Origin of the sequence: Microlunatus speluncae (assembly GCF_009299835.1) — a bacterium.
In the GTDB taxonomy this organism is placed as follows: Bacteria; Actinomycetota; Actinomycetes; order Propionibacteriales; family Propionibacteriaceae; genus Microlunatus; species Microlunatus speluncae.
Genome location: NZ_VKCZ01000003.1, coordinates 510,088 through 535,374 on the forward strand (window position 1 = coordinate 510,088; position 25,287 = coordinate 535,374).

The window sequence follows — 25,287 nt, forward strand, 5'->3', positions numbered from 1 at the left end:
CGTCTCGGACGATTCCGCGTGGCATTTCGGGACCGATGAGCAAACCAGTGCGCATGGTGGTTAGACTGCCCGCCATTGCGCCGCGCCCGGCGCGTGCTACACCCATGTCTCAGGAGGACCCCGTATGCCCGGACTTCCACGTGCGCTGGAAGTGCTGCCGCTTGCCGTTGACCTGTCAGGGATCAACGTGACCCTGGTCGCCGTTGTCGGTGCGATCGCGCTCGTCGCTCTCGTGATGGCCTTGATCTTCCGCCGCGAAGTGCTGGCGGCCGGCGACGGTACGCCCAACATGCAACGTATCGCCCTGGCGGTGCAGGAGGGCGCCTCGGCGTTCCTCACCCGTCAGTTCAAGACCCTCGGCGTGTTCGCGGTGATCGCGTTCCTGCTGCTGCTGGTGCTGCCGGTGCACGGGGACGGCGCGTTCAACGAGTGGGTGCTGCGTGGCGCTCGCTCGGTCGCGTTCCTGCTCGGCGCCCTGTTCTCCGCGCTGATCGGTTACCTCGGCATGTGGCTCGCGGTGCGCGCCAACGTGCGGGTGGCCGCTGCGGCCCGCGAGGACGGCCGCAACCCGGCGATGCGGATCGCGTTCCGTACCGGCGCCCACGTCGGCATGTCGACCGTCGGCCTCGGCCTGCTCGGTGCGGCCGTCGTGGTGCTGATCTTCCGCGGCGACGCCCCGACCATCCTCGAGGGCTTCGGCTTCGGTGCCGCGATGCTCGCCATGTTCATGCGGGTCGGCGGTGGCATCTTCACCAAGGCCGCCGACGTCGGCGCCGACCTGGTCGGCAAGGTCGAGCAGAACATTCCCGAGGACGACCCGCGCAATGCGGCCACCATCGCCGACAACGTCGGTGACAACGTCGGCGACTGCGCCGGCATGGCAGCCGACCTGTTCGAGTCGTACGCGGTGACCCTGGTCGCCTCGCTGATCCTGGGCAAGGCGGCGTTCGGCGAGGCCGGCCTGGTCTTCCCGCTGATCGTGCCGGCCATCGGCGTGATCACCGCGATCATCGGCATCTTCCTGACCAAGCCGCGGTCCGGCGAAAACGGTCTGAAGACGATCAACCGCTCCTTCTACATCTCCGCCGGAATCTCGGCGGTGCTCTGTGGCATCGCGGCCTTCGTCTATCTGCCGTCGAGCTTCGCCGGCCTGAACGTCGAGAACCTCGTCTTCACCGGCCCGATCGACGACCCGCGGATCGTGGCGTTCGGCTCGGTGCTGATCGGCATCGTGCTGGCCGCGATCATCCTGTCGCTGACCGGTCACTACACCGGCACCGAGGCCCGTCCGGTGCAGGAGGTCGGCAAGACCTCGCTGACCGGCGCGGCCACCGTGGTCCTGTCCGGCATTTCGGTCGGCCTGGAGTCCGCCGTCTACACCGCACTGGTGATCGGGGCCGCCGTCTACGGCGCGTTCCTGCTCGGCGGCGCCGGGATCGTGGCGCTGTTCGCGATCGCGCTGGCCGGCTGTGGTCTGCTGACCACCGTCGGTGTGATCGTCGCGATGGACACCTTCGGCCCGGTCTCCGACAACGCCCAGGGCATCGCCGAGATGTCGGGCGACGTCGACGGCGAGGGCGCGCAGATCCTGACCGAGCTGGACGCGGTCGGCAACACCACCAAGGCGATCACCAAGGGCATCGCGATCGCGACCGCCGTGCTGGCCGCCACCGCCCTGTTCGGCTCCTACACGGACGCGATCCGCGGGGTGCTGGCCGAGCGGTACGCCGAGTTCACCGCGCAGGCTGTGGTGTTCGCACCGGAGACCCTGGTTGGTCTGATCGCCGGTGCGGCCGTCGTGTTCCTCTTCTCCGGCCTGGCCATCAGCGCCGTCGGTCGCGCCGCCGGTGCGGTCGTGTTCGAGGTGCGCCGCCAGTTCCGCGAGATCCCCGGGATCATGGAGGGCACCGGCAAGCCGGAGTACGGCAAGGTCGTCGACATCTGCACCAAGGACTCGCTGCGTGAGCTGGCGACGCCGGGTCTGCTGGCCCTGCTCGCCCCGATCGCGGTCGGCTTCGGTCTCGGCGCCCCGGCGCTGGCCGGCTACCTGGCCGGTGCGATCGTCTGTGGCACCCTGATGGCCGTCTTCCTGGCCAACTCGGGTGGCGCGTGGGACAACGCGAAGAAGCTGGTCGAGGACGGTCACCACGGTGGCAAGGGTTCCCCGGCCCACGAGGCGACCGTGATCGGCGACACCGTCGGCGATCCGTTCAAGGACACCGCCGGCCCGGCCATCAACCCGCTGATCAAGGTGATGAACCTGGTCGCCGTGTTGATCGCCCCGGCCGTCGTCGCGATGTCGCCGCTGAGCACGTCGGAAAGCCCGCTGCGGTACGTGATCGCCCTGGCCGCTCTGGCCGGCATCATCGTCGCGGTGGCGATCAGCACCCGGCGCGGTCAGTCGCTGGCCGACGACGAGCCCAACCCGGGTCTCGACGGCCTGCCCGGCAACGCGGCGGACGCGGTCAACGAGCTCCCGTCCCGGCCGGAGTCGGAGCAGTCGGACCTCGAGCAGGAGCCTGAGAAGGCCTCCGAGTCGAGGAAGTAAGTAGCTCAGCCGAACACCGGCTCGGATCCCCTGCACGCAACCGCGTGCAGGGGATCCGTCGTTTGCGGAACCACCCCGCATTCGGGACTGCCTTTCGCCTGGTGGTGTGGAGGGCTGGGTGTTTCGTTCCCTGAGCTTGTCGAAGGGCTCCGGTGAATCAGTCTTGCCCTTCGACAGGCTCAGGGAACGAACATGCAGCGGGCTTGCCCTTCGACAGGCTCAGGGAACGAACATGCAGCGGGCTTGCCCTTCGACAGGCTCAGGGAACGAACATGCAGCGGGCTTGCCCTTCGACAGGCTCAGGGAACGAACATGCAGCGGGCTTGCCCTTCGACAGGCTCAGGGAACGAACATGCAGCGGGCTTGCCCTTCGACAGGCTCAGGGAACGAACATGCAGCGGGCTTGCCCTTCGACAGGCTCAGGGGACGAACAGCGCTGAGGTCAGACGGCGGTGTCGCCGGCCAGCCCCCAGCGGAGGATCCGGGTCAGGGTGCGGGCGGCGGTTCGGGCGGGAAGTCGATCGCGCGGCGGCAGGCCGAGCTGGGACCGGGCCCACGGTGGGAGCAGCGAGACGGCGCCGGCGGCGAGCAGCCGGTAGCCGGGGCCGGCCGGGCCGACGATCGGCGGCCGGCGGAGCAGCAGGTCGACCACGTCGTCCGACCCGGGACCGCGGGTGAGCACCGGCCGGTAGCTCGCGATCACGGCGTCCAGCCGGTCGACCGAGTCGGGCGGGTCGACGACGCCGAGGCGCTCCGCCACGACACAGGTCTGGGCGACGTAGCGGTCATAGCCGGCCCGGTCGAGCGGCGTGGCGCCGAAGGCACGATGTGCGCTGAGGAAGCTGTCGATCTCGGCGGCGTGCACCCAGAGCAGCAGATCCGGATCATCGGCGCGGTAAGCCCGGCCGGGCTCGGCGCTCGGCACGGAGTCGGGCACGACGCCGCGGACCCGGCGGTGGATGCCGCGGACCTTCGCGATCGACCGCTCGGCGTCGCTGACCGTGCCGAATGTGGTCACCGTGATGAAGTGGCTGGTCCGCTGCAGCCGGCCGAGCGGGTCGTCGCGGAAGTCGGAGTGATCGGTGACGCCGAGCATCGCCACCGGATGCAGGGACTGCAGCAGCAGCGCCCGGATCCCGCCGATCAGCATCGCGATGTCGGAGTGGACGGTCCAGATCGGATCGCCCTCGGCGAACCAGCGCGGCCCCGGCGTGTGCCAGATCCGGGCGTGATGCTCCGCGAACCGATCGCCGGCTACCGGCCCCCGGACCGCCGCGGTCAGCCCGGCCCGGACCCGGCCGACGGCCCCTCGCCACGGCGGCGTCCGCTCCCTGATCAACTTCAGCCCCGATGACAGCACAACCCGATGGTAGGTGGCCGGGTGATCGGGGTCGGCCCTGGCAGACTTGCCCGCTATGAGCGTCCCCGTCGGCCCACCCCCTCCGGCCTACCCCGTCGCACCCGCGCCCGTCTCACCGCTACCGGTCGAGCCGAGCGAATATCAGCAACTGTACCGGGGTCCGCGGCGGCGCTGGTGGAAGCCGCTGTTGTCGCTGCTGCTGACCGTCGCGTTCTGGATGATCATCGTCCTGGTGCTGACCGTCGGCTACGTGGTGTACGGGGCGCTGACCGGGCAGGACATGGAGGAACTGCTGGCGTCGTTCAACGAGGGCGCGCTGGGGGCCGACGTCTTCCTGTTCAACAATCTGATCTTGATCGCGCTGATCCCGTCGGTGCTGTTCGCGAACTGGATCGTGCACCGCATCCGGCCGGGCTACACCGGCTCGGTGGCCGGCCGGATCCGCTGGGGCTGGATGGCCCGCTGCCTGATCGTGCTGCTACCGGTCTGGGTGGTCTATCTCGGCGTCGGGCAGGTGATCTTCCCGCCCGCGTCACCGCGGCCGGAGCAGTGGCTGGCGTTCTTGATCATCGTGCTGCTGACCACGCCGCTGCAGTGCGCCGCGGAGGAGTACGCGTTTCGCGGCTGGATCCTGCAGAACCTCGGCAGCTGGATCAAGCCGCCGGTGGTGGCGATCGTGATCAGCACCATCGTCTCCGCGGTCACCTTCGCGCTGGCGCACAGCAGCCTGGATCCGTTCGTGCTGGCCGATATCGGACTGTTCGCCGTGGTCGCGATGTTCCTCACCTGGCGGACCGGCGGGCTGGAGGCCGCGATCGCGATGCACATCGTCAACAACGTGTTGATCTTCATCACCATCGTGATCTTCGGCGGCTGGGCCGAGGCCCTGGTCGGCCCGGAGACCACCGGCTCGCCGATCACCCTGGTGCTGTCCGTCGTGGTCGACGCGATCGCCGTCGCGCTGATCCTGTGGCAGGCCAAGCGGGCCAAGATCGATCGGCTCTACCGTCCCGGGCCGGCTCAGCTGGCCGCCGGCAGCCCGTCCTACCCGGCGGTGGGGCAGCATCCGTACCCGACCGGTCAGGCCTACCCGGGAGCCCCGCAGTACCCGGGCGGGCAGCCGTACCTCGGCGGCTCCCAGCAGCCGGTGCAGCCGCATCCCGAGGTCCAGACGCACTACCCGGCGACACCGTCGTTCCCTTCGGCACCGCCGTACCGCCCGACGCAGCCGCCGCCGGACCAGCCGCCGCCGGACCGGTCGTCGCGCTGATCAGCCGGTCGCCACGTCCCGGCGGCGCAGCCCGGCCAGGCCGAGCGCGCCGAGGGCGACGGCGATCAGCGTCAGCAGGATCAGCACCGGCGCCGGCTCCAGTCGGCCGAACTGGGCGTTGAAGGTCAGCGCGTACGGTGACAGCCACAGCACCTGGTCCGGGACCAGCCGGAACTCGCCCAGCAGGTCGAGCACGAGCAGCAGGCCGAGCACGGTCCAGCAGACCGGGGCCGCGGCCCGCGGCAGCCAGCCGATCAGCGCGATCGCCAACCCGACCATGATCAATACCGACGGCAGGTAGGCCAGCGTCATCGCCATCAGCGCCAGCCCGGCGCCCGACGTGGCGCCGGCGGCCAGCCCGATCGCGGCCAGCACCGCGGCCCCGGTGATCACCGCCATCGCGATCTCACCGACCGCCCAGGACAGCCGAGAGGTCCGGGTGACCAGGATCGGCTCGGCCAGCCCGGCCCGCTCGTCGCCGCGCAGCCCGAGCACGGTGGCCAGGGCGGCCGCGGTCGCCACCTGGGCCAGCACGTACACGATGAAGAGGAAGAACACCTCGCTGACACTGCCGCCCCCGACGCCGCGGCTGAACTGTTGGAAGGCGGGCGTGTTCAGCTGTGCGTCCAGCGACTGGGTGACCGAGCCGAGCAGCAGGCCGAGGAAGCCGAGCCCGATCGCCCAACCGGCGACTCCGGAGCGGTGCCGGCGCCAGGCCAGCCCGAGCGGGGTGCTCAACAGGGCCGTGGCGCGGGCCCGGCCCGGCCGGGTCGGCAGCAACCCGGCGCCAAGATCGCGACGCTCGGCCAACAGGCCGGCGATGATCATCAGCAGCGTGCCGGCCAGGAGGGCCAGCAACGGCACCCAGCCGCGGTCGGCCACGAAGGCCTCGGCGTGCCGGGCCCAGCCGATCGGGGTCAGCCAGACCAGCCAGGAGCGGGCCAGGTCACCGGCGGCGGCGAGGGCGAAGAAGGCACCGAGCGCGGTGAACGAGAGCGCGTACGCCGAGCCGGTCTGGGCCAGCTGGGCGAACAGCGCGGCCATCCCGGCGAAGAACAGGCCGACGCTGCCGAAGACCGCGCCGATCATGATCGAACCGGCGATCGGCAGGCCCTGCGCCAGCAGCCCGACCGTGGCCAGCACCGCCACTCCGAGATTGCCGGCGACGGCCAGCAGCAGGGCCGAGGCCAGGGGTGCCAGCCGGCCGATCCGGGTTGACGACAGCGTCTCCTGCCGGCCGGTCTGCTCGTCGGCCCGGGTGTGCCGGATCGCGACCAGGATGTTGATCACCGCCTGGACCAGGGCGCCGGAGCTGGCGACGGTCCAGGCGACCAGTCCGCCGAGGGTCGCGGCGAACACCGGGCCGCGGGTGGCCAGCTGGGACGGGCTGATCATGGCCGCCTCGGCGAAGTTGATCATGTCCTGCGCGGTCGGGTAGCCGATCCTGGTCGCCGAGACCAGACCCGCCGGCAGCAGGCCCATGGCCAGGATCCAGACCGTGAGCAGCGTTCGGTCGCGCCGCAGGTGCAGCCGAAGCAAGATCAGACTTCCGGTGAACCGCCCGGGCCGGGGCTCGCTGTGCTGCCGTACCGGCTGGACGATGGTCGCGGTCATCGGGTCGCCGCCTTCCCGCTCTCGGACTGGTAGTGGCTGAGGAAGACCTCTTCCAGGCTCGGCGGGGTGATCGTGATGCTGCGCACGCCGGCCTCGGCCAACACCCGGAGCAGAGCGTCGAGGGCCGCCGGGTCGACCCGGCAGCGCAGCGAGGTCCCGGTCAGTGCGACATCGTCGAGGCCGGGGATCGCATCCAGTGCCGGCATTCGGTCGAGCTCGGCGGTGATCACACTGTGCCGTGCCCCGCGGAGCTCGGCCAGCGGCGCGGAGGCGACCAGCCGGCCGGCGCGGATGATGCTGAGCCGGTCGCAGAGCCGTTCCGCCTCGGACAGGATGTGGCTGGACAGCAGCACGGTCGCGCCGCGGTCCCGGGCCGCCTCCAGCTCGGAGCTGAACACCTGCTCCATCAGCGGGTCGAGCCCCGAGGTCGGTTCGTCGAAGATCAACAACTCGGCATCGGAGGCGAACGCGGCAACCAGCGCGACCTTCTGCCGGTTGCCCTTGGAGTAGGCGCGGCACTTCTTGGTCGGGTCCAGCTCGAACCGGTCCAGCAGCTCCGGCAGCCGGGTCACGGTCCGCCCGTTGAGTCGGCCGAGCAGGTCGATCACCTCGCCGCCGGTCAGCGTCGGCCAGAGGGTCACGTCGCCCGGCACGTACGAGAGCCGGGCATGGATCGCCGTCGCGTCGGCCCAGGGGTCGAGGCCGAACACGGACGCCGAGCCGGAGGTGGCTCGCAGCAGGCCGAGCAGGATCCTGATCGTCGTGGTCTTGCCGGCGCCGTTCGGGCCGAGGAAGCCGTGCACCTCCCCCTGGGTCACGTCCAGCTCGAACCCGTCCAGAGCACGAACGGATCCGTACAGCTTGGTCAGTCCGGACACCGTGATCACGGACGATCCGGGTGTGTTCATCGCAGCTTCCCGCTTTCCTGAGGAGGAGTGATCGAATTCGGAGTTGATGATCATGAATCGGGGTCTCGGACCGCGCGCCGCGCCTGCTCGTTGATCGTGGCGTCGAACAGTGCCGGATCGAGGATGTCGAGCATCGCGGCGCCCACCCGGCGGGCACCGTCGGGGGAGAGCAGCTCGGCGCCGATCACGCCGGACAGCTGGGACGACAGCACCACCAGGCCGAGCCGCATCGCCACGAACACGGCCGCCCGCACCTTCGGGTCCAGGGAGTCGTCCCGGCCCTTCAGATACGGCGTGGTCAGCTCGACGACGCGTTCGAAGATCAACGCCGAGCCGGGTGACTCGTCGACCAGGGCCCGGACCAGATAGCGCAGCACCGGCGGGGCCGAACGGTAGATCTCGGTGGCGAAGTCCGGCCGGTCGAGCCGGCCCTCGTCGATGCCGAGGGCGACCCCCTGCTTCAGGTAGGCCAGCACGTGATCATCGCAGGCGGCCCGGAGCTGTTCCTTGGTGCCGAAGTGGTGCTGCAGCAGGGCCGGAGACACCCCGGCCCGCTCGGCGATGGCGCGGATCGTCGCACCCTTGGCCCCGCGTTCGGCGAAGACCTCCATGGCCGCGTCCCGGATCCGGGCCCGCGCGGTCAGATCTTCCGGCGATCGCATGCTCATACGGCAGACTGTACAACTGTCCAGTCGACCGTACAAGTGTCCAGTGCTGCTGTGTGAGCGGGGTCTCGGTCCAGGCGCTGAGCACGAAGTTTTCAGGTCCGAGGATCCAGGTTAGGCTTCCCTTATGAGTGTGTTGACGGTGGCCAAGGCCGCCGATCAACCGGGGGTTCGTTCGCCACTACGGCGGACATCGTTCCGATTGGTCGGGGTCCTGCTCGGCCTCGGCATCCTCGTCGTGCTCAGCTTCCTCAGTGTCGCGATCGGGACCCGATCGATCGGCCTGGAGACCACGCTGCAGGCTCTGTTCAGCTACGACGCGCAGAACACCGATCACCTGGTGATCTTGAACTACCGGATCCCGCGGACCGTGCTCGGCCTAATGGTCGGTGCCGCGCTCGGCCTGGCCGGTGCGGTGATGCAGGGCGTGACCCGCAACCCGTTGGCCGATCCCGGCATCCTCGGCGTCAACTCCGGCGCCGCCCTGTTCGTCGTGCTGGCGATCTCGGTCTTCGGCATCACCTCGGTCCTCGGCTATGTCTGGTTTGCCTTCCTCGGCGCCGGCGTGGCGGCCGTCGTGGTCTACAGCGTCGCCTCGCTCGGCCGGGAGGGCGCGACCCCGATCAAGCTCGCGCTGGCCGGTGCGGCGATCACGGCCGCGTTCGGCGCCGTGACCACGTCGTTCCTGTTGTTTAACCAGTCGACGTTCGATCAGTTCCGGTTCTGGCAGGTCGGCGCGCTGGCCGGCCGCGACCTCACGATCGCCTGGCAGGTCGGGCCGTTCCTGCTGGTCGGCGCCGGGCTCGCGCTGGTCCTCGGCCGGGTGCTGAACACCCTGTCCCTCGGCGAGGACGTCGCCACCTCGCTCGGCGCCAACGTGCTGTTGTCCCGCGGCCTGGCCGCCGCCGCGGTGGTGCTGCTCTGCGGTGCGGCCACCGCCGCCTGCGGACCGATCGGCTTCATCGGCCTGACCATCCCGCACGTGGCCCGGATGATCACCGGCCCCGACTATCGCTGGATCCTGCCGTACTCGATGTTCCTGGCGCCGATCCTGTTGCTGTCCGCCGACATCGTCGGCCGGGTGATCGCGCCGCCCGGCGAGGTGCAGGTGGCCATCGTGACCGCGGTGATCGGGGCGCCGGTCTTCATCGCGCTGGTCCGCCGCCGGAAGCTGGCCGACCTGTGACCGCGTACGCGCCGGGCCAGTCCGGCGCCGCCCCCTTCGATGCCGCCGAGCCGATCGTCGGCACGATCCGCGTCGTCCGCGGCGTCCGGCACGGTCTCCGTCGCCGGGTGCTGGTGGTGTCGCTGGTGCTGGCCGCGATTCTGCTGGCCCTGTTCGTGGCCTGCATGGTGGTCGGCGACTACCCGATCTCGCCGCAGCAGTTGTTCGCCTCGCTGACCGGTCGCGGCACCCGGGCGACCAACTTCATCGTGTACGACCTCCGGCTGCCCCGGGTGGTCACCGGAATGGCGATCGGCCTCTGCTTCGGCATGTCCGGCGCGATCTTCCAGTCCATGATCAAGAACCCGCTGGCCAGCCCGGACATCATCGGCATCACCTCGGGCGCCAGCGCCAGCGCGGTGGTCGCGATCTTGGTGTTCGGTCTGGGTGGGTTCGCCGTCTCCGGCCTCTCGCTGCTCGGCGCGGTGATCACCGCGGCGTTGATCTATGCGTTGGCCTGGCGCAAGGGCCTGGCCGGCTATCGGCTGGTGCTGGTCGGCATCGGCATCGCGGCGATGCTCGCCTCGGTGATCGACTATCTGATGACGCGGGCCGAGGTGAACGACGCCCAGGTCGCGCTGCTCTGGCTGACCGGCAGCCTGAACGGCGCCTCGACCACCAAGATGGTGCCGCTGCTGGTGCTGACGGCGATCATCGTGCCGCTGACCATGTGGGCCGGCGCCGCCCTGTCCGGGCTGCAGTTGGGCGACGACACCGCGAAGAGCATCGGCATCCGGGTCGAGGTCTACCGGCTGTGCCTGATCCTGTTCGGCGTGGCGCTGGCGGCGATCGCGACCGCCGCGGCCGGCCCGGTCGGCTTCGTCGCCTTCGTCTCCGGCCCGATCGCCCGGCGGCTCACCCGCGGCACCGGCATCGCGCTGATCCCGGCCGCGCTGGTCGGCGCCGTCGTCGTCACCGCGGCCGATTTCACCGGCCAGCACCTGCTGCCGATGCAGCTGCCGGTGGGCGTGCTGACTGCCGCGATCGGTGCGCCGTACCTGATCTATCTCTTGATCGTTTCCAATCGTGTCGGAAATGGGGGATGACCGATGGTCGCACTACAGGTGCCTGTTGAGATCCGGCCCGCGGTGGAGCACACGCTCGAAGCCGCCCGGCTCGATCTCGGTTACGGCGACCGGCAGATCGTTCGTGATCTGACGGTCGAGATCCCGACCGGCCAGGTCAGCGTGATCATCGGCGCCAACGGCTGTGGCAAGTCGACCCTGCTCCGCGGCCTGGCCCGGCTGCTCACCCCGACCGGCGGCAACGTGCTGCTGGACGGGCGCAGCATCCAGTCCATCCCGAGCAAGGAAGTCGCCAAGATCATGGGACTGCTGCCGCAGGCCCCGACGGCGCCCGAGGGGATCACGGTGGCCGACCTGGTCGGCCGCGGTCGCTACCCGCACCAGGGCTGGTTTCGGCAGTGGACCGCCGAGGATGATCGTGCGGTTGCCGAGGCGCTGGCCGCGACCGACATCGTCGACCTGGCCGGCCGGCCGATCGAGGAGATGAGCGGTGGCCAGCGGCAGCGGGTCTGGATCGCGATGGCGCTGGCCCAGGAGACCGACCTGCTGCTGCTGGACGAGCCGACCACCTATCTCGACCTGACCCATCAGATCGACGTGCTCGACCTGCTCACCGACCTCAACCGGCGGCGCGGCACGACGATCGTGATCGTCATGCACGACCTCAACCTGGCCTGCCGCTACGCCGATCACCTGATCGCCATGTGCGACGGCCAGATCGTCGCCGAAGGCAAGCCGCACGACGTGATCACCGCGGAGAACATGGATCGGGTGTTCGGCCTCCGCGCCGAGATCATCAGCGACCCGGTCTCCCGCACCCCGACGATCATCCCGATCGGCCGGCACCACTGCGACAACCCCGACACCACCCCTACCGACCTTCGCTGACCCCTCCGAGCTCAGGTGGGGAGGAGGAGTTGCTGGATGGTGCGGATCGCGGTGAGGACGAAGCGGGGGTTGGTCGTCCGGTAGTACGGAATGATCATGGAATGTTGGTGCAGGGCGTAGGCGCGGCCGCGCTCCCAATCGTTGTCCGACGGCTGCAACGCGTCCCGGTAGGCCTGCCGGCCGGCGGGATCGAAGATCGCCCAGGCCGGGATCAGGTCGAGGGCCGGGTCGCCGGCCCCGACGCCGCCGAAGTCGATCACGGCGCTCAGCCGGCCGTCGCGGACCAGGACGTTCGGCCGAAGCAGGTCGGCATGGATCCAGACCCGATTGCCGTCGAACGGCGGCAGCTCGAGGGCCCGGTCCCAGACCCGCAGCGCGGCCGCGGTGTCGATCTCGGGCGCCGAATCGATGATCGCCTGCCGGGTCAGCTCGTCCACCTCGCGCAGCGGCGCCCGCCCGCCCGGCGGCACGTCGGGGGTGATCTTGATCTTGCGCAGGGCCGCGACGAAGCCGGCCAGGTCGCGGGCCGCCGCCGGCTCGTCGGCGACGTTGTCGTCGCCGTACGGCCGACCGTCGAGCCACTCGTACACCGCCCACAGGTAAGGGAATTCCGGGGTCGGGTCACCGGCCGCGATCGGTTGCGGGACGCCGATCGGCAGGTGCGGCGCGAGCCGCGGCAGCCAGCGCAACTCCCGGGCCAGGTCGTCGGCGTGGTGCGGCATCAGGGGCAGCCGGACACAGTGGCGATCACCGAGTCGGAACAGCGCGTTGACCGTGCCGGTGGACGGGACCCGGGTGATCGGCAATCCGGCCCAGGCGGGGAACTGCTCGGCCAACAGTCCGGCCACCAGCACGTCGTCGATCTCGAGCTGTCCCTCGTGCAACCTCGTCACCCGTGCGCCTTCCCGTCCGTCCGCGGTACCAGCGGGAGTATTGACCGGACCCGGCGCGAACGCAAGGCGATAAAGCTCAACCGCATGGAATGCTGGTGCCACCAAACCTTGATCACGGAGCGTGAGAGCTGATGCCGGCCGAGCAGTCGATCCTCGTCAACGACAACGGCGCCTGGTGCTGGTTCCAGGACGAACGCACGCTCTACGACCCGGACACCGACCGGGTCCTGATCGGCTCGGTGCCGGCGGCCGAGGGGCCCGGCGGCGAGGCGCGCGCCGGCAACATCGAGCTGACCGAACTCGACCTGGCCACCGGCACCAGCCGGGTCGCCGTGCTGCACGAGCGGCTGGAGACCGATGATCACGACGTGCCGGCGCTGTGGCTGCGTCCGGACGGTCGCTACCTGGCCATGTACGCCCGGCACAAGACCGATGATCTTTCCCGCTGGCGGATCTCGGCCGAGCCGCACGACCCGTCGGCCTGGGAGCCGGAGCAGACGTTCGACTGGTCCGAGCTGACCGGCGGCCGCGGCGCGACGTACTCCAATCTGCACTACCTGGCCGCGGAAGGCCTGCTGTACATCTTCGTCCGCTCGATCAACGACGACCCGTCGATCATGCTGTCGGAGGACAACGGCTACAGCTGGCGTTACGGCGGCAAGTTGTTCACCGAGCCCAAGATCGGCTACGTCAACGGCTACACCCGCTATGCCTCCAACGGCACCGACCGGATCGATCTGATCACCACCGATCACCATCCGCGGGACTTCGACAACCGGATCTTCCACGGCTACCTGCGCGGCGGCGCTCTGCACCGCGCCGACGGCACGGTGACCGACCCGCGGGTGATCGGCGGCGCCGGCACCTCGCAGACCGGGCTGACCACGATCTTCGACTCCGGCCAGGTGATCGATGGCGACCCGATGAGCCACGCCTGGACCTGCGATCTCCGCCGCAATGCCGCCGGCGAGCTGGCGGCGATCATCACCTGCCGGGCCGGGGAGGAGTCGGCGCTGGAGGACCGGCGCTTCTTCTACGGCCGGCTCACCGGCACCGACTGGCGGGTCCGGCCGCTGGCCAAGGCCGGACCGCCGCTGTGGGCCCGGGAGCAGGACTACACCGGCCTCGGCGCGATCGATCCGGCCGACCTGGACACGCTCTATCTGTCCACCCCGATCGACCCGCGGACCGGCGATCGGCTGGCGCACCACGAGATCTTCGCCGGCCACACCGATGACCAGGGCGGCCGCTGGGACTGGCGGCCGATCACCGCGGACTCGCCGGTGGACAACCTGCGCCCGATCGTCGTCCCGGGCGTGCCCGGCCGCACCGTGCTGCTCTGGTTCCGCGGCACGATGACCCGCTCGCAGCACTACGCGGCCGAGGTGGTGGCCCGGATCCTGCCGCGCTGAGCTGCCGTTTCGCGCCTGCTGGGTCGTCTTGCCGGGCGGCGCAACGGATGCCGTACGCCCGCCGACCACGTACGGTCGGGGTATGTGCCGAAACATCACCACGCTGCGCGGCCTCGAACCGCCGGCCACCGATGAAGAGATCACCGCCGCCGCTCTGCAGTTCGTGCGCAAGGTCACGGGCGTGACGAAGGTGACCGATACCACCCGGGAGGCGGTGGAACAGGCCACCCAGGAGATCTCCGACATCGTGGTCCGGCTGCTCGACTCGCTGCCTGATCGTCGTCAGCCGCCGAAGAGCGTGCCGCCGCTGCGCCGCCCCGAGGTCCAGGCGCGGATCGCGCAGCGGATCAAGGAGCGCGAGGAGCACGAGCGGATGCACGAGCTGGGCATCGCCCACTCGCACTGAGCTGGCGCGCTAGCGCAGCGGGTCCAGCAGCCGGCGGGGCTCGCGGAGTCGCTGGGTGACCGGGTCGGTGCGGCGTGAAGCGCGCTCGGGGGTCGAGATGATCTCGGTGACCTCGGGGATGATCTTGCAGGCCGTGCAGAATCCGTTGATGTCGATCAACGATCCGCAGTCGGCGTGCCGGAACGCGCGGGTGGGCGTACGGGTGCCGCCGGTGCCGTGCCGATTGCCCCACTGGGCCATCGCGTTGATCAACGGCCACAGGTCACGGCCGGCCCGGGTCAGCACGTATTCGGGGTGTCCCTCGCCGGTGAGCTTCTCCAGCACGCCGTTCGCAACCAGGCTCTCCAGCCGGTCGGCGAGCACCGCCTTGGAGATGTCGAGGTGGACCTGCAGGTCGGAGAACCGGGTCACGCCGTAGAGGCAGTCGCGCACGATCAGCGCGGTCCAACGCTCCCCGATGATCTCCAGCGTGCGGGCGATGCCGCAGTCCTGGTCGGCGTAGTCCTTGCCCAGTGCCATGGTCGCGAGCCTACCATTATGGTCTTGTCACCGAACCAAAGTTCACCTAGGGTTTGGTCTCGTGACCAGACTTAACCTAGCCGTCGGCCCGTTGGCCGAGCCGGCACCCGGGGGAGTGTTCTCGACCGGGCGGACCGGCGCCCGGCCCGGGCCGATCCTCGCCGTCAGCTCGGTCGGGACGTTCCTGGCCCTGGTCGCCTTCACCCTGCCGCTGGCCGATCTGCCGACGATCGTCACGGTGCTCGGCGCCGGGCCGGCCGAGAGTGCCTGGATCCTCAGCTCGATGAGTGTCGGCCTGGCCGCGGCGCTGTTGATCGCCGGCCGGTTGGCCGACGACTACGGCCGGCGGCGGATGTTCCTGATCGGCTGCGCGGTGCTGGCGCTCGGCTCGTTCGCGGCGTTGCTGCCGAGCGCGCCGGTCTTCATCGCCGGCCGGATCGTGGCCGGAATCGGCGGCGCGGCGATCACCCTGGCCAGCCTCGGCCTGATCGCCGCGGGTCATCAGGAGCCGGCCCGGCGGGCGGCGGCGACCGGCGTCTGGGGTGCCGTGCTCGGCGCGGGCATCGCGGCGGGGCCGCTGCTGGCGGGGGTCGCGCACCTGATCGGAGCCTGGTGGTCGGCCTATCTGGTGGTCGGGGTCGCCGCGGTGGCGGCGGCGATCATGGCCTGGGTCAGCCTGGCCGAATCCCGGGTGCCGGAACGGCAGCGGGTCGATCTGGTCGGCGGGGTGATCTTCGTCGCCGCGATGGTGGTGAGCCTGACCGGGCTGGTCTGGCTGCGGCTCGCCGCGCAGCCGTACCAACCGATCCTGGTGATCATCGGCGGCGCGCTGCTGTTCGTGGTGTTCGTGATCATCGAGCTGCGGGTGGCCCAGCCGATGCTCGATCCGCGGCTGTTTCGCGGCCCGCGGTTCACCGGCCAGGTGGTGGCCGGCTTCACCACCGGGATCGGGATCATCGCGCTCTGCTCGGTGTCGATCACGTTCCTGATCAGCGGTCTCGGCTTCACCGCGCTGGCGGCGGCGGGCACGCTGGCGCTGTGGTCGGGCACCAGTGTGCTGACCGCGCTGCTGGCCCGGCCGCTGGCGCAGCGGGTCGGCGGCGGCACCCAACTGGCGATCGGCCTGCTCGGCGTCGCCGCCGGCCAGGCGCTGATGATCCCGGCCCACAGCTTCGCGACCATCGCGCCGGGGCTGTTCCTGGCCGGCATCGCCAGCGGGGTGCTGAACGCCGGTCTCGGCCGCGAGGCGGTGGCCAGCGTGCCGGCCGGCCGCGGCGGCTTCGGCTCCGGCGTGAACAACACGGCCCGTTATCTGGGCTCGGCGATCGGGGTGACGATCACCGGAATCCTGCTGCTGCACGGATCGGCGCCGTCCGATCCGTCCGGTGATCAGCTCACCGGCGGCTGGACCGCGGCGGCGACGGTCACCGCCGTGCTGTCCGCCCTCGGCGGTCTGACGGTGTTGATCTTGGATCGAGCGGAGCTGAGGCGACTCCGGGCGGCGGTGCCACGCGCGGGCCGGACAGTGGGATGATGCGGGGGTGCTGACCGCGACCGCCTGCGCCGACCTCCGGGCGACCTGTGGTGCCGCCGACTACACCGTCGACGGCGTGATCGCGGCCATCGGCACCGAAGCCCATCGGGCCCTCGGGCGGAACAGCACGGTGCCGGCCGAGCGGGCGCTGGCCGGTCGGGACGACCCGCTGGCGACCATGATCACGCTCTTCCTGCTGCAACTCCCGGTGGAACGAGGCGCGGTGATCACGGCCTTTCCCGGGCTGGTCGACACCATGATCGACAGCGGTCTGCTCGGGTCCGCCGACGGCTCGGTCCGGGCGCTGCTCGATCTTCGTCCGTACGCGACCGACGAGGCGGGACCGTACTGGGTGGTGTCCGATCTGACGCCGGGGATGGACACCGTGATCACCCCGATCCGGCCCGACTACGTGCTCGGCGTCTCGTCCGCCTCGACCACGCTGGCCCAGCTCACGGTGCGCCGTCCGATCGGCCGGGCCCTCGACCTGGGCACCGGCTGCGGTGTCCAGACGCTGCACCTGGACGGCCACGCCGATCAGGTGATCGCCACCGACCTCAACCCGCGCGCCCTCGAGCTGGCCCGGCTGACGTTGTTGATCAACGACGTCGAGGCCGAGCTCCGCCCCGGTGACCTGCTGCAGCCGGTCGCCGGCGAGCGGTTCGATCTGATCATCAGCAATCCGCCGTACGTGATGGCACCGCCCACCACGGCCGGCCGCCGGCTCACCTATCGCGAGGGCGACCGGTCCGCCGACGGCCTGGTCGAGGAGCTGGTCCGGGCCGCGCCGACGCACCTGACCGAGGGCGGGATCTGCCAGATCCTGGCCAACTGGGCCCACCCGGCCGTGGGCAGCGAGACCTGGGCGGACCGGCTGGCGGGCTGGGTCGACGGCTGCGACGCCCACGTGGTGCAGCGCGAGGTGCTCGATCCGGGCGAGTACGTGGAGCTCTGGCTGGCCGACGCCGGGCAGAGCGGCAAGCCGGGCTACCGGAGCGCGTACGCCGACTGGCTCGACTACCTCGCCGCCCTGGACATCACCGGCATCGGGATGGGCTGGATCACCCTGCGCCGCACCGACGCGACCCCCGAGGTGACCGTCGAGGAGTGGCCGCACCCGATCGAGCAGCCGATCGGACCGGCGATCGCCACCCGGCTGGATCACGTCGGCACGCTCCGCGAGCTGCCTGATTCGGAGCTGCTCGGTCGGCACTGGGTGGTGGCCGCCGACGTCGGCGAGGAATCGCTGGCCGACCCGGGCGGCGCCGATCCGCGGCACATCGTGCTGCGCCAGGAACGGGGCTTCCGGCGGGCGGTCGAGGCCGACACGGCCCTGGCCGGTGTCGTCGGAGCGTGCGACGGCGAGTTACCGTTGGGACGGATCGTCGACGCCGTCGCGACCGTGCTGGAGATCGATTCCATCGATCTGCGGGCCGAGTTGATGCCGCGGCTGCGAGACCTGATCCGGGACGATTTCCTGCGCTGAACCGGTTGCGGCCGGGCCCTCGGGGGTTGTCTCACTCGGGCTCCCGAGGCTGAACCGTGTTGACATGGCGATTAGCATCAGGTTCGTTGCGCCTGAGTCCGGGGCGCGGTTTCCAGGGGGCGGGGCCGGACTGTACTCACGTTTCTTCAAGGAGTTGACACCTCAGTGGCTGGAAAAACAGGCAGACGCCTGGTGATCGTCGAGTCGCCGACGAAGGCGACCAAGATCGCGAGCTTCCTCGGTGACGGCTATGTCGTGCAGTCGAGCCGCGGCCACGTCCGGGATCTGCCGACCGGCGCGGCCGACGTGCCGGCCAAGTACAAGGGCGAGAAGTGGGCCCGGACCGGCGTCGACGTCGACAACGGGTTCGCTCCTTTATATGTGGTGAGCCCGGACAAGCGGGCCACGATCAAGTCGCTCAAGGAAGCCCTGGCCGGCGCCGAAGAACTGCTGCTCGCCACCGACGGTGACCGGGAGGGCGAGGCGATCGCCTGGCACCTGCTGCAGGAGCTGAAGCCGAAGGTGCCGGCCCGGCGGATGGTGTTCCACGAGATCACCCCGCACGCGATCGCCGAAGCCGTGGCCAGCCCGCGCGAGCTGGACACCGATCTGGTCGACGCGCAGGAGACCCGGCGGATCCTCGACCGGTTGTACGGCTACGAGGTCTCCCCGGTGCTGTGGAAGAAGGTCATGCCGCGCCTGTCGGCGGGCCGGGTGCAGTCGGTCGCGACCCGGCTGGTGGTCGACCGGGAGCGGGAGCGGATCGCGTTCCGCAGCGCCTCCTACTGGGATCTGGACGCCACCCTGGACGCCGGCGCGGAGGCCGAGCCGCCGCTGTTCCCGGCGCGGCTGACCCATGTCGGCGCGGCCCGGGTCGCCCAGGGCCGCGACTTCGACTCCCGCGGTTCCTTGATCAGCAAGGGCTCCGAGCCGGTGGTCCAGCTCGATCAGACCACCGCCGAGGCGCTGGCCGCATCGCTGCGGACGGCCGAGTTCTCGGTCACCGGGGTCGAGTCCAAGCCCTACACCCGGCGGCCGTACGCGCCGTTCCGGACCACCACGATGCAGCAGGAGGCCGGTCGCAAGCTCGGCTTCACCGCGCAGCGGGCCATGTCGGTCGCCCAGGATCTCTACGAGGGCGGCTACATCACCTACATGCGAACCGACTCGGTCACCCTGTCCAGCACGGCGATCAACGCCGCCCGGACCCAGGTCCGGCAGCTGTTCGGTGATCAGTATCTGCCGGAGAAGGCGCGGGTCTACACCTCCAAGGTGAAGAACGCGCAGGAGGCGCACGAGGCGATCCGGCCGGCCGGCGAGACCTTCTCGACCCCGGCGCAGACCGGGCTGACCGGTGATCAGTTCCGGCTCTACGACCTGATCTGGAAGCGCACCGTCGCCTCGCAGATGCGCGACGCCGAAGGCAACACGATCACGGTCAAGATCAACGCCCACCCGGCCAGCGGCGACGACTGCTCGTTCACCGCGTCCGGCCGGACGATCACCTTCTACGGCTTCCTCAAGGCCTACGTCGAGTCGATCGACGAGGGTGCCGACGGCCAGTCCGACGACGCCCAGACCCGGCTGCCGGATCTGACCGAGGGTCAGTCGCTGCGGCCGGAGGAGGTGCTCGCCTCGGGTCACGAGACGAAGCCGCCGGCCCGCTACACCGAGCCGTCGCTGGTGGCCAAGCTGGAGGAGTTGGAGATCGGCCGGCCGTCGACGTACGCGTCGATCATCCGGACGATCACCAGCCGGGACTACGTGTTCAAGCGCGGCACCGCGCTGGTGCCGACCTGGCTCGCGTTCGCCGTGACCCGGCTGCTGGAGGAGCACTTCCCGCACCTGGTCGACTACAAGTTCACCGCCGACATGGAGCAGGTGCTGGACCAGATCGCCGGCGGCCACGCCGAGCGGCTGGGCGTGCTGACCGACTTCTACTTCGGCGCCTCCGGTGATGATCATGAAGGCCTGCAGCGGCTGGTCACCGAGCTGGGCGAGATCGACGCCCGCCGGTTGTCCACGTTCCAGGTCGGTGATCTTGATTCCGGCATCGTGGTCCGGGTCGGCCGCTATGGCACCTATGTCGAGGACGACGAGGAGCGGCGGGCCAACGTCGACGACGAGCTGCCGCCGGACGAGCTGACGGTCGAGCTGGCCAAGGAGCTGCTCAGCAAGCCGATGGGCGAGGAGCGCGAGCTCGGCCTCGACCCCGAGACGCACACGCCGGTGGTGGCCCGCAACGGCCGGTTCGGCCCGTACGTGACCGAGGTGCTGGGTGACGACGCGCCCAAGAGTGCCAAGCCGCGGACCGGCTCCCTGTTCAAGTCGATGACGGTGGAGGACGTCACGCTGGAGCAGGCGCTGCAGCTGATGAGCCTGCCCCGGGTGGTCGGCCAGGACGCCGAGGGCACCGAGATCACGGCCCAGAACGGCCGCTACGGCCCGTACCTGAAGAAGGGCACCGACTCCCGCTCGCTGGAGACGGAGGATCAGATCTTCTCGATCACCCTCGAGCAGGCCGAGCAGATCTACTCGCAGCCGAAGCAGCGCGGCCGGGCCGCGGCCAAGCCGCCGCTGAAGGAGCTGGGCGACGACCCGGTGTCCGGCAAGCCGATGGTGATCAAGGACGGCCGGTTCGGGGCGTACGTGACCGACGGCGAGTTCAACGCCACGCTGCGCCGCGGCGACGACGTGGAAACGATCACGAAGGAGCGCGCCGCCGAACTGCTGGCGGAGAAGCGGGCCAAGGGTCCGGCACCGAAGAAGCGGGCCGCGAAGAAGGCACCGGCGAAGAAGGCCGCGGCCAAGAAGACCGCGGCCAAGAAGACGACGGCCAAGAAGGCGGCGGCGAAGAAGGCCCCGGCCAAGAAGGCGACCGGGTCCGCGACCAACGGCCGGTCGACCGAGGTCACGGCCGGCGCGGATTCCGGGCACTGATCCGGGAGCCGGCCGTGGCCAAACGCAAGTCTTCCTCCGGCGGGCGGTCCCGGAAGCCCACGCCGACGGACGTCGCCGGGGCGCCCGTCGACGGCGCGCGCCGGTTCGAGATGCCGTTCCCGGCGGCGGCGCCGCGGCTGATCAATCCGGAGCTCGGGTTGGCTGCCCTGGTCGGCCGGCTCAGTCGGCACGCGGCCTACTCGATGGACGTCACGGTGCTCGACGCGCCGGACCATCGGCTGCTCCGCTCCGGCGTCCTGCTCGCCCACCGGGTGGTCGGCGAACGCGGCGAGTGGTATCTCGCGGCCCCTCGGTGGGCCCCGCTGCTGCCGGCCGAGCGATCGGAACCGATGGGCTCCGGCGACCTGCCGGAGAGCCTGGCCGGGCTGATCCGGCCGTTCCGGCGCCGGGCCCCGCTCGGGCCGGTCGCCGCGCTGAACTGCGAGCGCCGTGAGTTCGAGTTCCGCGACGCCGCGGGCCGGGCGCTCGGCGTGCTGCGGGACGACCGGGTGACCGTACGTCGCGGCGGCGTGACCATCGCCCGCTACCGCGAGGTCACCCTGACCCCGACCGGCCCCGGCCTGACCGACGAGCAGCAGGCCTGGCTGACCGACCGGCTGTCCGACGCGGGGGGCACCCCGGTCGAGGACTTCCCGCCGCTGGTGCACCGGCTCGGCGCGCCGGCGACCGGGCTGACCGACTTCCCGGAGGTCGAGCCACCGGTCGCCGACCTGCCGTTCGGGACCTTCGTCGCCCGCTGGCTCGCGCTCCGGCTGCGGGCGCTGGTGGCGGCCGATCTCCGGCTGTCCGGGACCGACGACGACAAGACCGATTCGTTGCTCGTCGCCGATCTGGTGGCCGAGGCGGTCCGGCTCCGGGACGAGATCGAGGCCCTGTCGGGGGTCCTGGACACCGACTGGATCTCCGACCTGGACGACGAGCTCGACTGGGTGATCGAGCCGGGCGGACCGGCCGGGTTGCGCGTCCGGCTGCGTGGTGAGCGCTACCTCACCATCCTTGATCAACTGGTGAACGGGATCCGGGCCCCCAAGATCGGCGAGCTGAGCCGGCTGCCGGCGACCGACGTGATCGGTACGGTGATCGACGACGCCCGGGCCGAGGCGCTGGCGGCCGCGGACGGCCTGGCCGCCGACTCCGGTGACGCGGACTGGGAGCGGGTGGCGCAGGGCCTCACCGCCTACCACCGGGCGCTCCGGCTGGCCGAGATCGGCGGACCGGACGGGTCGTCGGCCGAACGGCGGCGACTGGACCGGGCCCGGGACGGCATCGCCGTGGTCGAGGACCGGGTCCGCCGGGCCGAGCAACTCCGCGGTCAGGCGGTGGCCACGGACCAGGCCAAGGCGTTCGAGCTCGGTCGCAGCTACGAGCGGCAGCTGGGCGAGCTGGCCGCCGACCGGGCCGAGTTCCTGCAGCGCTGGGCGAAGTTGATCAAGAAGCTGAGCTGACGATGTTGATCAAGAAGAGGATGCGAACGGCGTGACCGCGGGACTGTTCATCGTGTTCGAGGGCGGGGACGGCGTCGGCAAGTCGACCCAGGCCAGACGGCTGGCCCGGTGGCTGACCGAGCGTGATCATGAGGTGGTGCGGACCTTCGAGCCGGGCGACACCCTGGCCGGGCGGGAGATCCGTCGGCTGGTGCTGGACCATGCGTCGGGCGAGCTGGATCCGCGGGCCGAAGCCCTGCTCTACGCCGCCGACAAGGCCCAGCACCTGTTCGAGGTGGTCCGGCCGGCGCTGGCCCGGGGAGCGGTGGTCATCTGCGACCGCTACGTCGACACGATGCTGGCGTACCAGGGCGCGGGCCGGGCGTTGGACCTGGCCGAGGTGGCCCGGATCGCCCGCTGGGCCACCGCCGAGCTGCGGCCCGACCTCACCGTGCTGCTCGATCTCGACCCGCGCCGGGCGGTCGGCACCAAGGCGGTCAAGGACAAGCTCGAGTCGGCCGGTGAGTCGTTCCACGACCGGGCCCGACAACACTTCCTCGACCTGGCCGCCGAGGCACCCGAGAGCTACCTGGTGCTGCCGGCCCGGGACGCCGAGACCGCCATCGCCGCGAGCGTCGCCGACCGGGTCGCGGCGCTGCTGTCGGCGCGGACCGGCACACTGGCACCATGACCGCCGCCAGCCCCGCCGTCGACTCCGGCCCCGCCCCCGAGCTGCCCGGAGTCTGGAGCGAGCTGATCGGCCAGGAGCGGTCGGTCGTCGTACTGCGTCGGGCCGTCGCCGGCGAACGGAACGCGATGGCCCACGCCTGGCTGGTCACCGGGCCACCCGGGTCGGGCCGGTCCAACGTCGGCCGGGCCTTCGCCGCGGCGTTGCAGTGCCGGCGCGGCGGCTGCGGCGAGTGCTCCGACTGCCGCACCTCACGCTCCGGCGCGCACCCCGATGTCACCCTGGTCCGGACCGAACAGCTGTCGATCGGCGTCGACGAGGTCCGCGAACTGGTCCGGCGGGCCGCGATGAGCCCGACCATGGGCCGCCGCCAGGTGCTGGTCGTCGAGGACGCGGACCGGGTCACCGAGCGCGGCGCGGACGCCCTGCTGAAGAGCATCGAGGAGCCGGCGCCGAAGACGGTCTGGATCCTCTGCGCGCCGACCGTGGACGACGTGGTGCCGACCATCCGGTCCCGCTGCCGGCTGCTCACCCTGCAGACCCCGACCGTCGCCGCCGTGGCCCGCTTGCTGCAGGCCCGGGACGGCGTCGAGCCGGAGCTGGCCGAGTACGCGGCCCGGGTGGCCCAGGGCCACGTCGGCCGGGCCCGCGCGCTGGCCCGCAACCCCGCGGCGCGGGAGCGGCGGATGGCCGTGCTCGCCATCCCCGGCCGGCTGACCGACCTCGGCTCCTGCCTGCAGGCCGCGGCCGAGCTGGTCGAGGCCACCGCCGAGGAGGCGGCCGCCTCGACCGCCGAGCTGGACCAGAAGGAGAAGGCCGAGCTGTCCGAGGCGCTGGGGTTCGGCACCAAGGGGGCCCGACCGCGCAACGCCCAGGCCGCGATGAAGGAGCTGGAGGACCAGCAGAAGGCCCGGGCGAAGCGCTTCCAGCGCGACGCCATCGACCGCGCGCTGACCGAGCTGACCGGCTTCTACCGGGACACCCTGAGCATCCAGACCGGCTCCGGTGCCGAGCTGGTCAATCCGGAGCTGGCGCCGCAGCTGGGGGTGCTGGCGCGGAAGACCACGGCAGCGTCCACGCTGCACCGGATCGACGCCCTGCTGGCCTGCCGCGAGGCGCTGGAAAACAACGTCGCGCCGCTGCTGGCCGTCGAGTCGACCCTGATCGGCCTGGCCAGAGGCTGATTCGGCGCCACCGCCGAAATCGGACCGAAATTGCGCGAGAAACAGCTGTCCCATCCTGTGGATTGAGTTTGCAAGACGGTCGCGGTCTAGTACTGTTCTTCTCAGGTTGCCGGAGGGCACGAACCCCCGAGCGTTCTCTCCGGCAACCCTTTCCGGTTCTCCGGCCGGCTTTGCATCAATCCGGTGATGCCGCTCAGATTCTGAGCGGCATTTTGTCGTTTCCGGATCAGTTGCGAGTTAGGGTAGATGGGCTACTTTCCAGCGGCGCTCTGCGGAGTGCCACGGGTGGACGCCCCCGAGCCACCCGGCCCAGGAAGGCCCGGCCGCCCCCGCATGCCGGGCCTTCCCCTTGCCTTCCCCGACCTTTACGCTGACGCCCATGGCGCGGGTCATGGCTGTCTCGTTCCGCCGCTACGGGCGGCTCTACTATCTTGACCCCGGCGACCGTGACTACCGGGTCGGTGATCAGGTCCTGGTGCCGACCGACACCAGCGCCGAGGTCGCCGAATGCGTCTGGGCGCCGGAGTGGGTGGATGACGCCGAACTGGCCTTCGCCGACCTGCCGCGCTGCCAGGGTCTGGCCTCCGCCCAGCACCTGGAACGCGACGCCGCCAACCGCCGCCGGCGCGCCGAGGCCAGGCTCGTGGCCAAGAAGTTGATCAAGAAACATGCCCTGCCGATGAAGCTGATCGGGGTCGACTTCGTGGACGGCGATGCCAGCGTCGATCTGTTGGTCGTGATCTATTTCCACGCCCCGGGCCGGGTCGACTTCCGCGCCCTGGTGGGGGATCTGGCCCGCTCCCTGCAGGCCCGGATCGACCTGCGCCAGATCGGCGCTCGCGACGCGGCCCGGATCACCGGCGGACTGGGCAGCTGCGGCCGGGAGTTGTGCTGTGCCACGTTCCTGACCGACTTCGAGCCGGTCAGCCTGCGGATGGCCAAGCTGCAGAACCTGCCGGCGAACCCGCTGCGGATCTCCGGCGCCTGCGGCCGACTGATGTGCTGCCTGAAGTACGAGCACCCGCTCTACGCCAGCTTCACCAAGGAGGCGCCGGCGATCGGGTCGGAGGTCTCGACCGAAGCCGGCGACGGGGTGGTCATCGCGCACCAGGTGCCCAGTGACTCGGTCGTCGTCCGGATGACCGACTCCGGCCGGGTGACGAGCTGCAACCGGGCCTCGGTCTGCGGCTCCCGCGCCGCGTACACCGAACGCCGCCCGCCGACCCCGGAACCGCCCGGACCTCGCTAGATTGTGCGCGGCACGACTCGGGTCCTGC

20 protein-coding genes are annotated in these 25,287 nt (G+C 70.7%); 14 read left to right on the forward strand and 6 right to left on the reverse strand.

The genetic code is table 11. From position 1 onward, the window contains the following. Positions 1 to 124: 124 nt before the first annotated feature. Positions 125 to 2,548, forward strand: coding sequence for a sodium-translocating pyrophosphatase (locus tag FNH24_RS05845; protein WP_152361181.1), 2,424 nt, complete (start codon positions 125 to 127; stop codon positions 2,546 to 2,548). Positions 2,549 to 2,990: 442 nt separating this feature from the next. Here the strand turns inward: FNH24_RS05845 and FNH24_RS05850 are convergent, their stop codons facing one another. Beyond that, positions 2,991 to 3,908: an oxygenase MpaB family protein gene (locus tag FNH24_RS05850; RefSeq protein WP_152361182.1), complete on the reverse strand. Its 918-nt coding sequence runs from the start codon at positions 3,906 to 3,908 to the stop codon at positions 2,991 to 2,993. 55 nt (positions 3,909 to 3,963) lie between these two features. Between FNH24_RS05850 and FNH24_RS05855 the strand changes: the two genes are divergently transcribed. Then, on the forward strand, positions 3,964 to 5,178 hold the full coding sequence (locus tag FNH24_RS05855; RefSeq protein ID WP_152361183.1) for a type II CAAX endopeptidase family protein: 1,215 nt from the start codon (positions 3,964 to 3,966) through the stop codon (positions 5,176 to 5,178). Here the strand turns inward: FNH24_RS05855 and FNH24_RS05860 are convergent, their stop codons facing one another. From FNH24_RS05860 to FNH24_RS32420, 3 genes are read right to left on the reverse strand one after another with little or no spacing between them, the layout of a single operon-like run. After that, positions 5,179 to 6,792, reverse strand: a complete 1,614-nt coding sequence (locus FNH24_RS05860) for an ABC transporter permease (protein ID WP_152361184.1) — start codon at positions 6,790 to 6,792, stop codon at positions 5,179 to 5,181. It abuts the gene before it with no gap. Further along, a complete protein-coding gene (locus tag FNH24_RS05865; protein ID WP_152361185.1) occupies positions 6,789 to 7,700 on the reverse strand; it encodes an ABC transporter ATP-binding protein in 912 nt (303 codons plus the stop codon). The genes FNH24_RS05860 and FNH24_RS05865 overlap by 4 nt, the downstream gene beginning before the upstream one ends. 50 nt (positions 7,701 to 7,750) lie before the next feature. After that, the gene (locus tag FNH24_RS32420) at positions 7,751 to 8,368 is read right to left on the reverse strand and encodes a TetR/AcrR family transcriptional regulator (protein ID WP_152361186.1); all 618 of its coding nucleotides are present in this window, start codon (positions 8,366 to 8,368) and stop codon (positions 7,751 to 7,753) included. Positions 8,369 to 8,492: 124 nt separating this feature from the next. Between FNH24_RS32420 and FNH24_RS05875 the strand changes: the two genes are divergently transcribed. The 3 genes from FNH24_RS05875 to FNH24_RS05885 are packed head-to-tail and all read left to right on the forward strand — an operon-like array spanning position 8,493 to position 11,503. Next, complete coding sequence (locus FNH24_RS05875) at positions 8,493 to 9,551, forward strand: FecCD family ABC transporter permease (RefSeq protein WP_152361187.1); 1,059 nt, start codon at positions 8,493 to 8,495, stop codon at positions 9,549 to 9,551. Then, a complete protein-coding gene (locus FNH24_RS05880) occupies positions 9,548 to 10,636 on the forward strand; it encodes a FecCD family ABC transporter permease (RefSeq protein WP_246186767.1) in 1,089 nt (362 codons plus the stop codon). Before FNH24_RS05875 ends, FNH24_RS05880 begins: the two co-directional genes overlap by 4 nt. A gap of 3 nt (positions 10,637 to 10,639) precedes the next feature. Then, a complete protein-coding gene (locus FNH24_RS05885) occupies positions 10,640 to 11,503 on the forward strand; it encodes an ABC transporter ATP-binding protein (protein WP_152361188.1) in 864 nt (287 codons plus the stop codon). An 11-nt stretch (positions 11,504 to 11,514) separates the two neighbouring features. Here FNH24_RS05885 and FNH24_RS05890 read toward each other — a convergent pair whose 3' ends face one another. Further along, entirely contained in the window at positions 11,515 to 12,396 is an 882-nt protein-coding gene (locus FNH24_RS05890; RefSeq protein WP_152361189.1) for an aminoglycoside phosphotransferase family protein, read from the reverse strand. A 131-nt stretch (positions 12,397 to 12,527) separates the two neighbouring features. Between FNH24_RS05890 and FNH24_RS05895 the strand changes: the two genes are divergently transcribed. Then, positions 12,528 to 13,808 carry a BNR-4 repeat-containing protein gene (locus FNH24_RS05895; RefSeq protein ID WP_152361190.1) on the forward strand — a complete coding sequence of 427 codons (1,281 nt, stop codon included), beginning with the start codon at positions 12,528 to 12,530 and terminating at the stop codon, positions 13,806 to 13,808. Positions 13,809 to 13,890: 82 nt separating this feature from the next. After that, positions 13,891 to 14,214, forward strand: a complete 324-nt coding sequence (locus FNH24_RS05900) for a DUF2277 domain-containing protein (RefSeq protein ID WP_152361191.1) — start codon at positions 13,891 to 13,893, stop codon at positions 14,212 to 14,214. A gap of 9 nt (positions 14,215 to 14,223) precedes the next feature. Here the strand turns inward: FNH24_RS05900 and FNH24_RS05905 are convergent, their stop codons facing one another. Further along, positions 14,224 to 14,733 (reverse strand): winged helix-turn-helix transcriptional regulator, encoded by a 510-nt coding sequence (locus FNH24_RS05905; RefSeq protein ID WP_152361192.1) that lies wholly within the window; start codon positions 14,731 to 14,733, stop codon positions 14,224 to 14,226. A gap of 61 nt (positions 14,734 to 14,794) precedes the next feature. On the opposite strand from FNH24_RS05905, the gene FNH24_RS05910 reads away from it, so the two are divergent. The 7 genes from FNH24_RS05910 (at position 14,795) to FNH24_RS05940 (ending at position 25,259) form a co-directional block, all read left to right on the forward strand. Then, positions 14,795 to 16,267 (forward strand): MFS transporter, encoded by a 1,473-nt coding sequence (locus FNH24_RS05910; RefSeq protein ID WP_217428053.1) that lies wholly within the window; start codon positions 14,795 to 14,797, stop codon positions 16,265 to 16,267. 7 nt (positions 16,268 to 16,274) lie between these two features. Next, positions 16,275 to 17,753: a DUF7059 domain-containing protein gene (locus tag FNH24_RS05915; RefSeq protein WP_152361194.1), complete on the forward strand. Its 1,479-nt coding sequence runs from the start codon at positions 16,275 to 16,277 to the stop codon at positions 17,751 to 17,753. A 165-nt stretch (positions 17,754 to 17,918) separates the two neighbouring features. Then, positions 17,919 to 20,693 carry a type I DNA topoisomerase gene (gene topA / locus FNH24_RS05920; protein ID WP_152361195.1) on the forward strand — a complete coding sequence of 925 codons (2,775 nt, stop codon included), beginning with the start codon at positions 17,919 to 17,921 and terminating at the stop codon, positions 20,691 to 20,693. Between the two features lie 14 nt (positions 20,694 to 20,707). Next, positions 20,708 to 22,159: a CYTH domain-containing protein gene (locus tag FNH24_RS05925; protein ID WP_152361196.1), complete on the forward strand. Its 1,452-nt coding sequence runs from the start codon at positions 20,708 to 20,710 to the stop codon at positions 22,157 to 22,159. Between the two features lie 31 nt (positions 22,160 to 22,190). Next, positions 22,191 to 22,829: a dTMP kinase gene (gene tmk / locus FNH24_RS05930; protein WP_152361197.1), complete on the forward strand. Its 639-nt coding sequence runs from the start codon at positions 22,191 to 22,193 to the stop codon at positions 22,827 to 22,829. Continuing rightward, positions 22,826 to 24,010 (forward strand): DNA polymerase III subunit delta', encoded by a 1,185-nt coding sequence (locus FNH24_RS05935; protein WP_152361198.1) that lies wholly within the window; start codon positions 22,826 to 22,828, stop codon positions 24,008 to 24,010. The genes tmk and FNH24_RS05935 overlap by 4 nt, the downstream gene beginning before the upstream one ends. 379 nt (positions 24,011 to 24,389) lie before the next feature. After that, on the forward strand, positions 24,390 to 25,259 hold the full coding sequence (locus FNH24_RS05940; RefSeq protein ID WP_152361199.1) for a PSP1 domain-containing protein: 870 nt from the start codon (positions 24,390 to 24,392) through the stop codon (positions 25,257 to 25,259). The last annotated feature ends 28 nt before the right edge of the window (positions 25,260 to 25,287 follow it).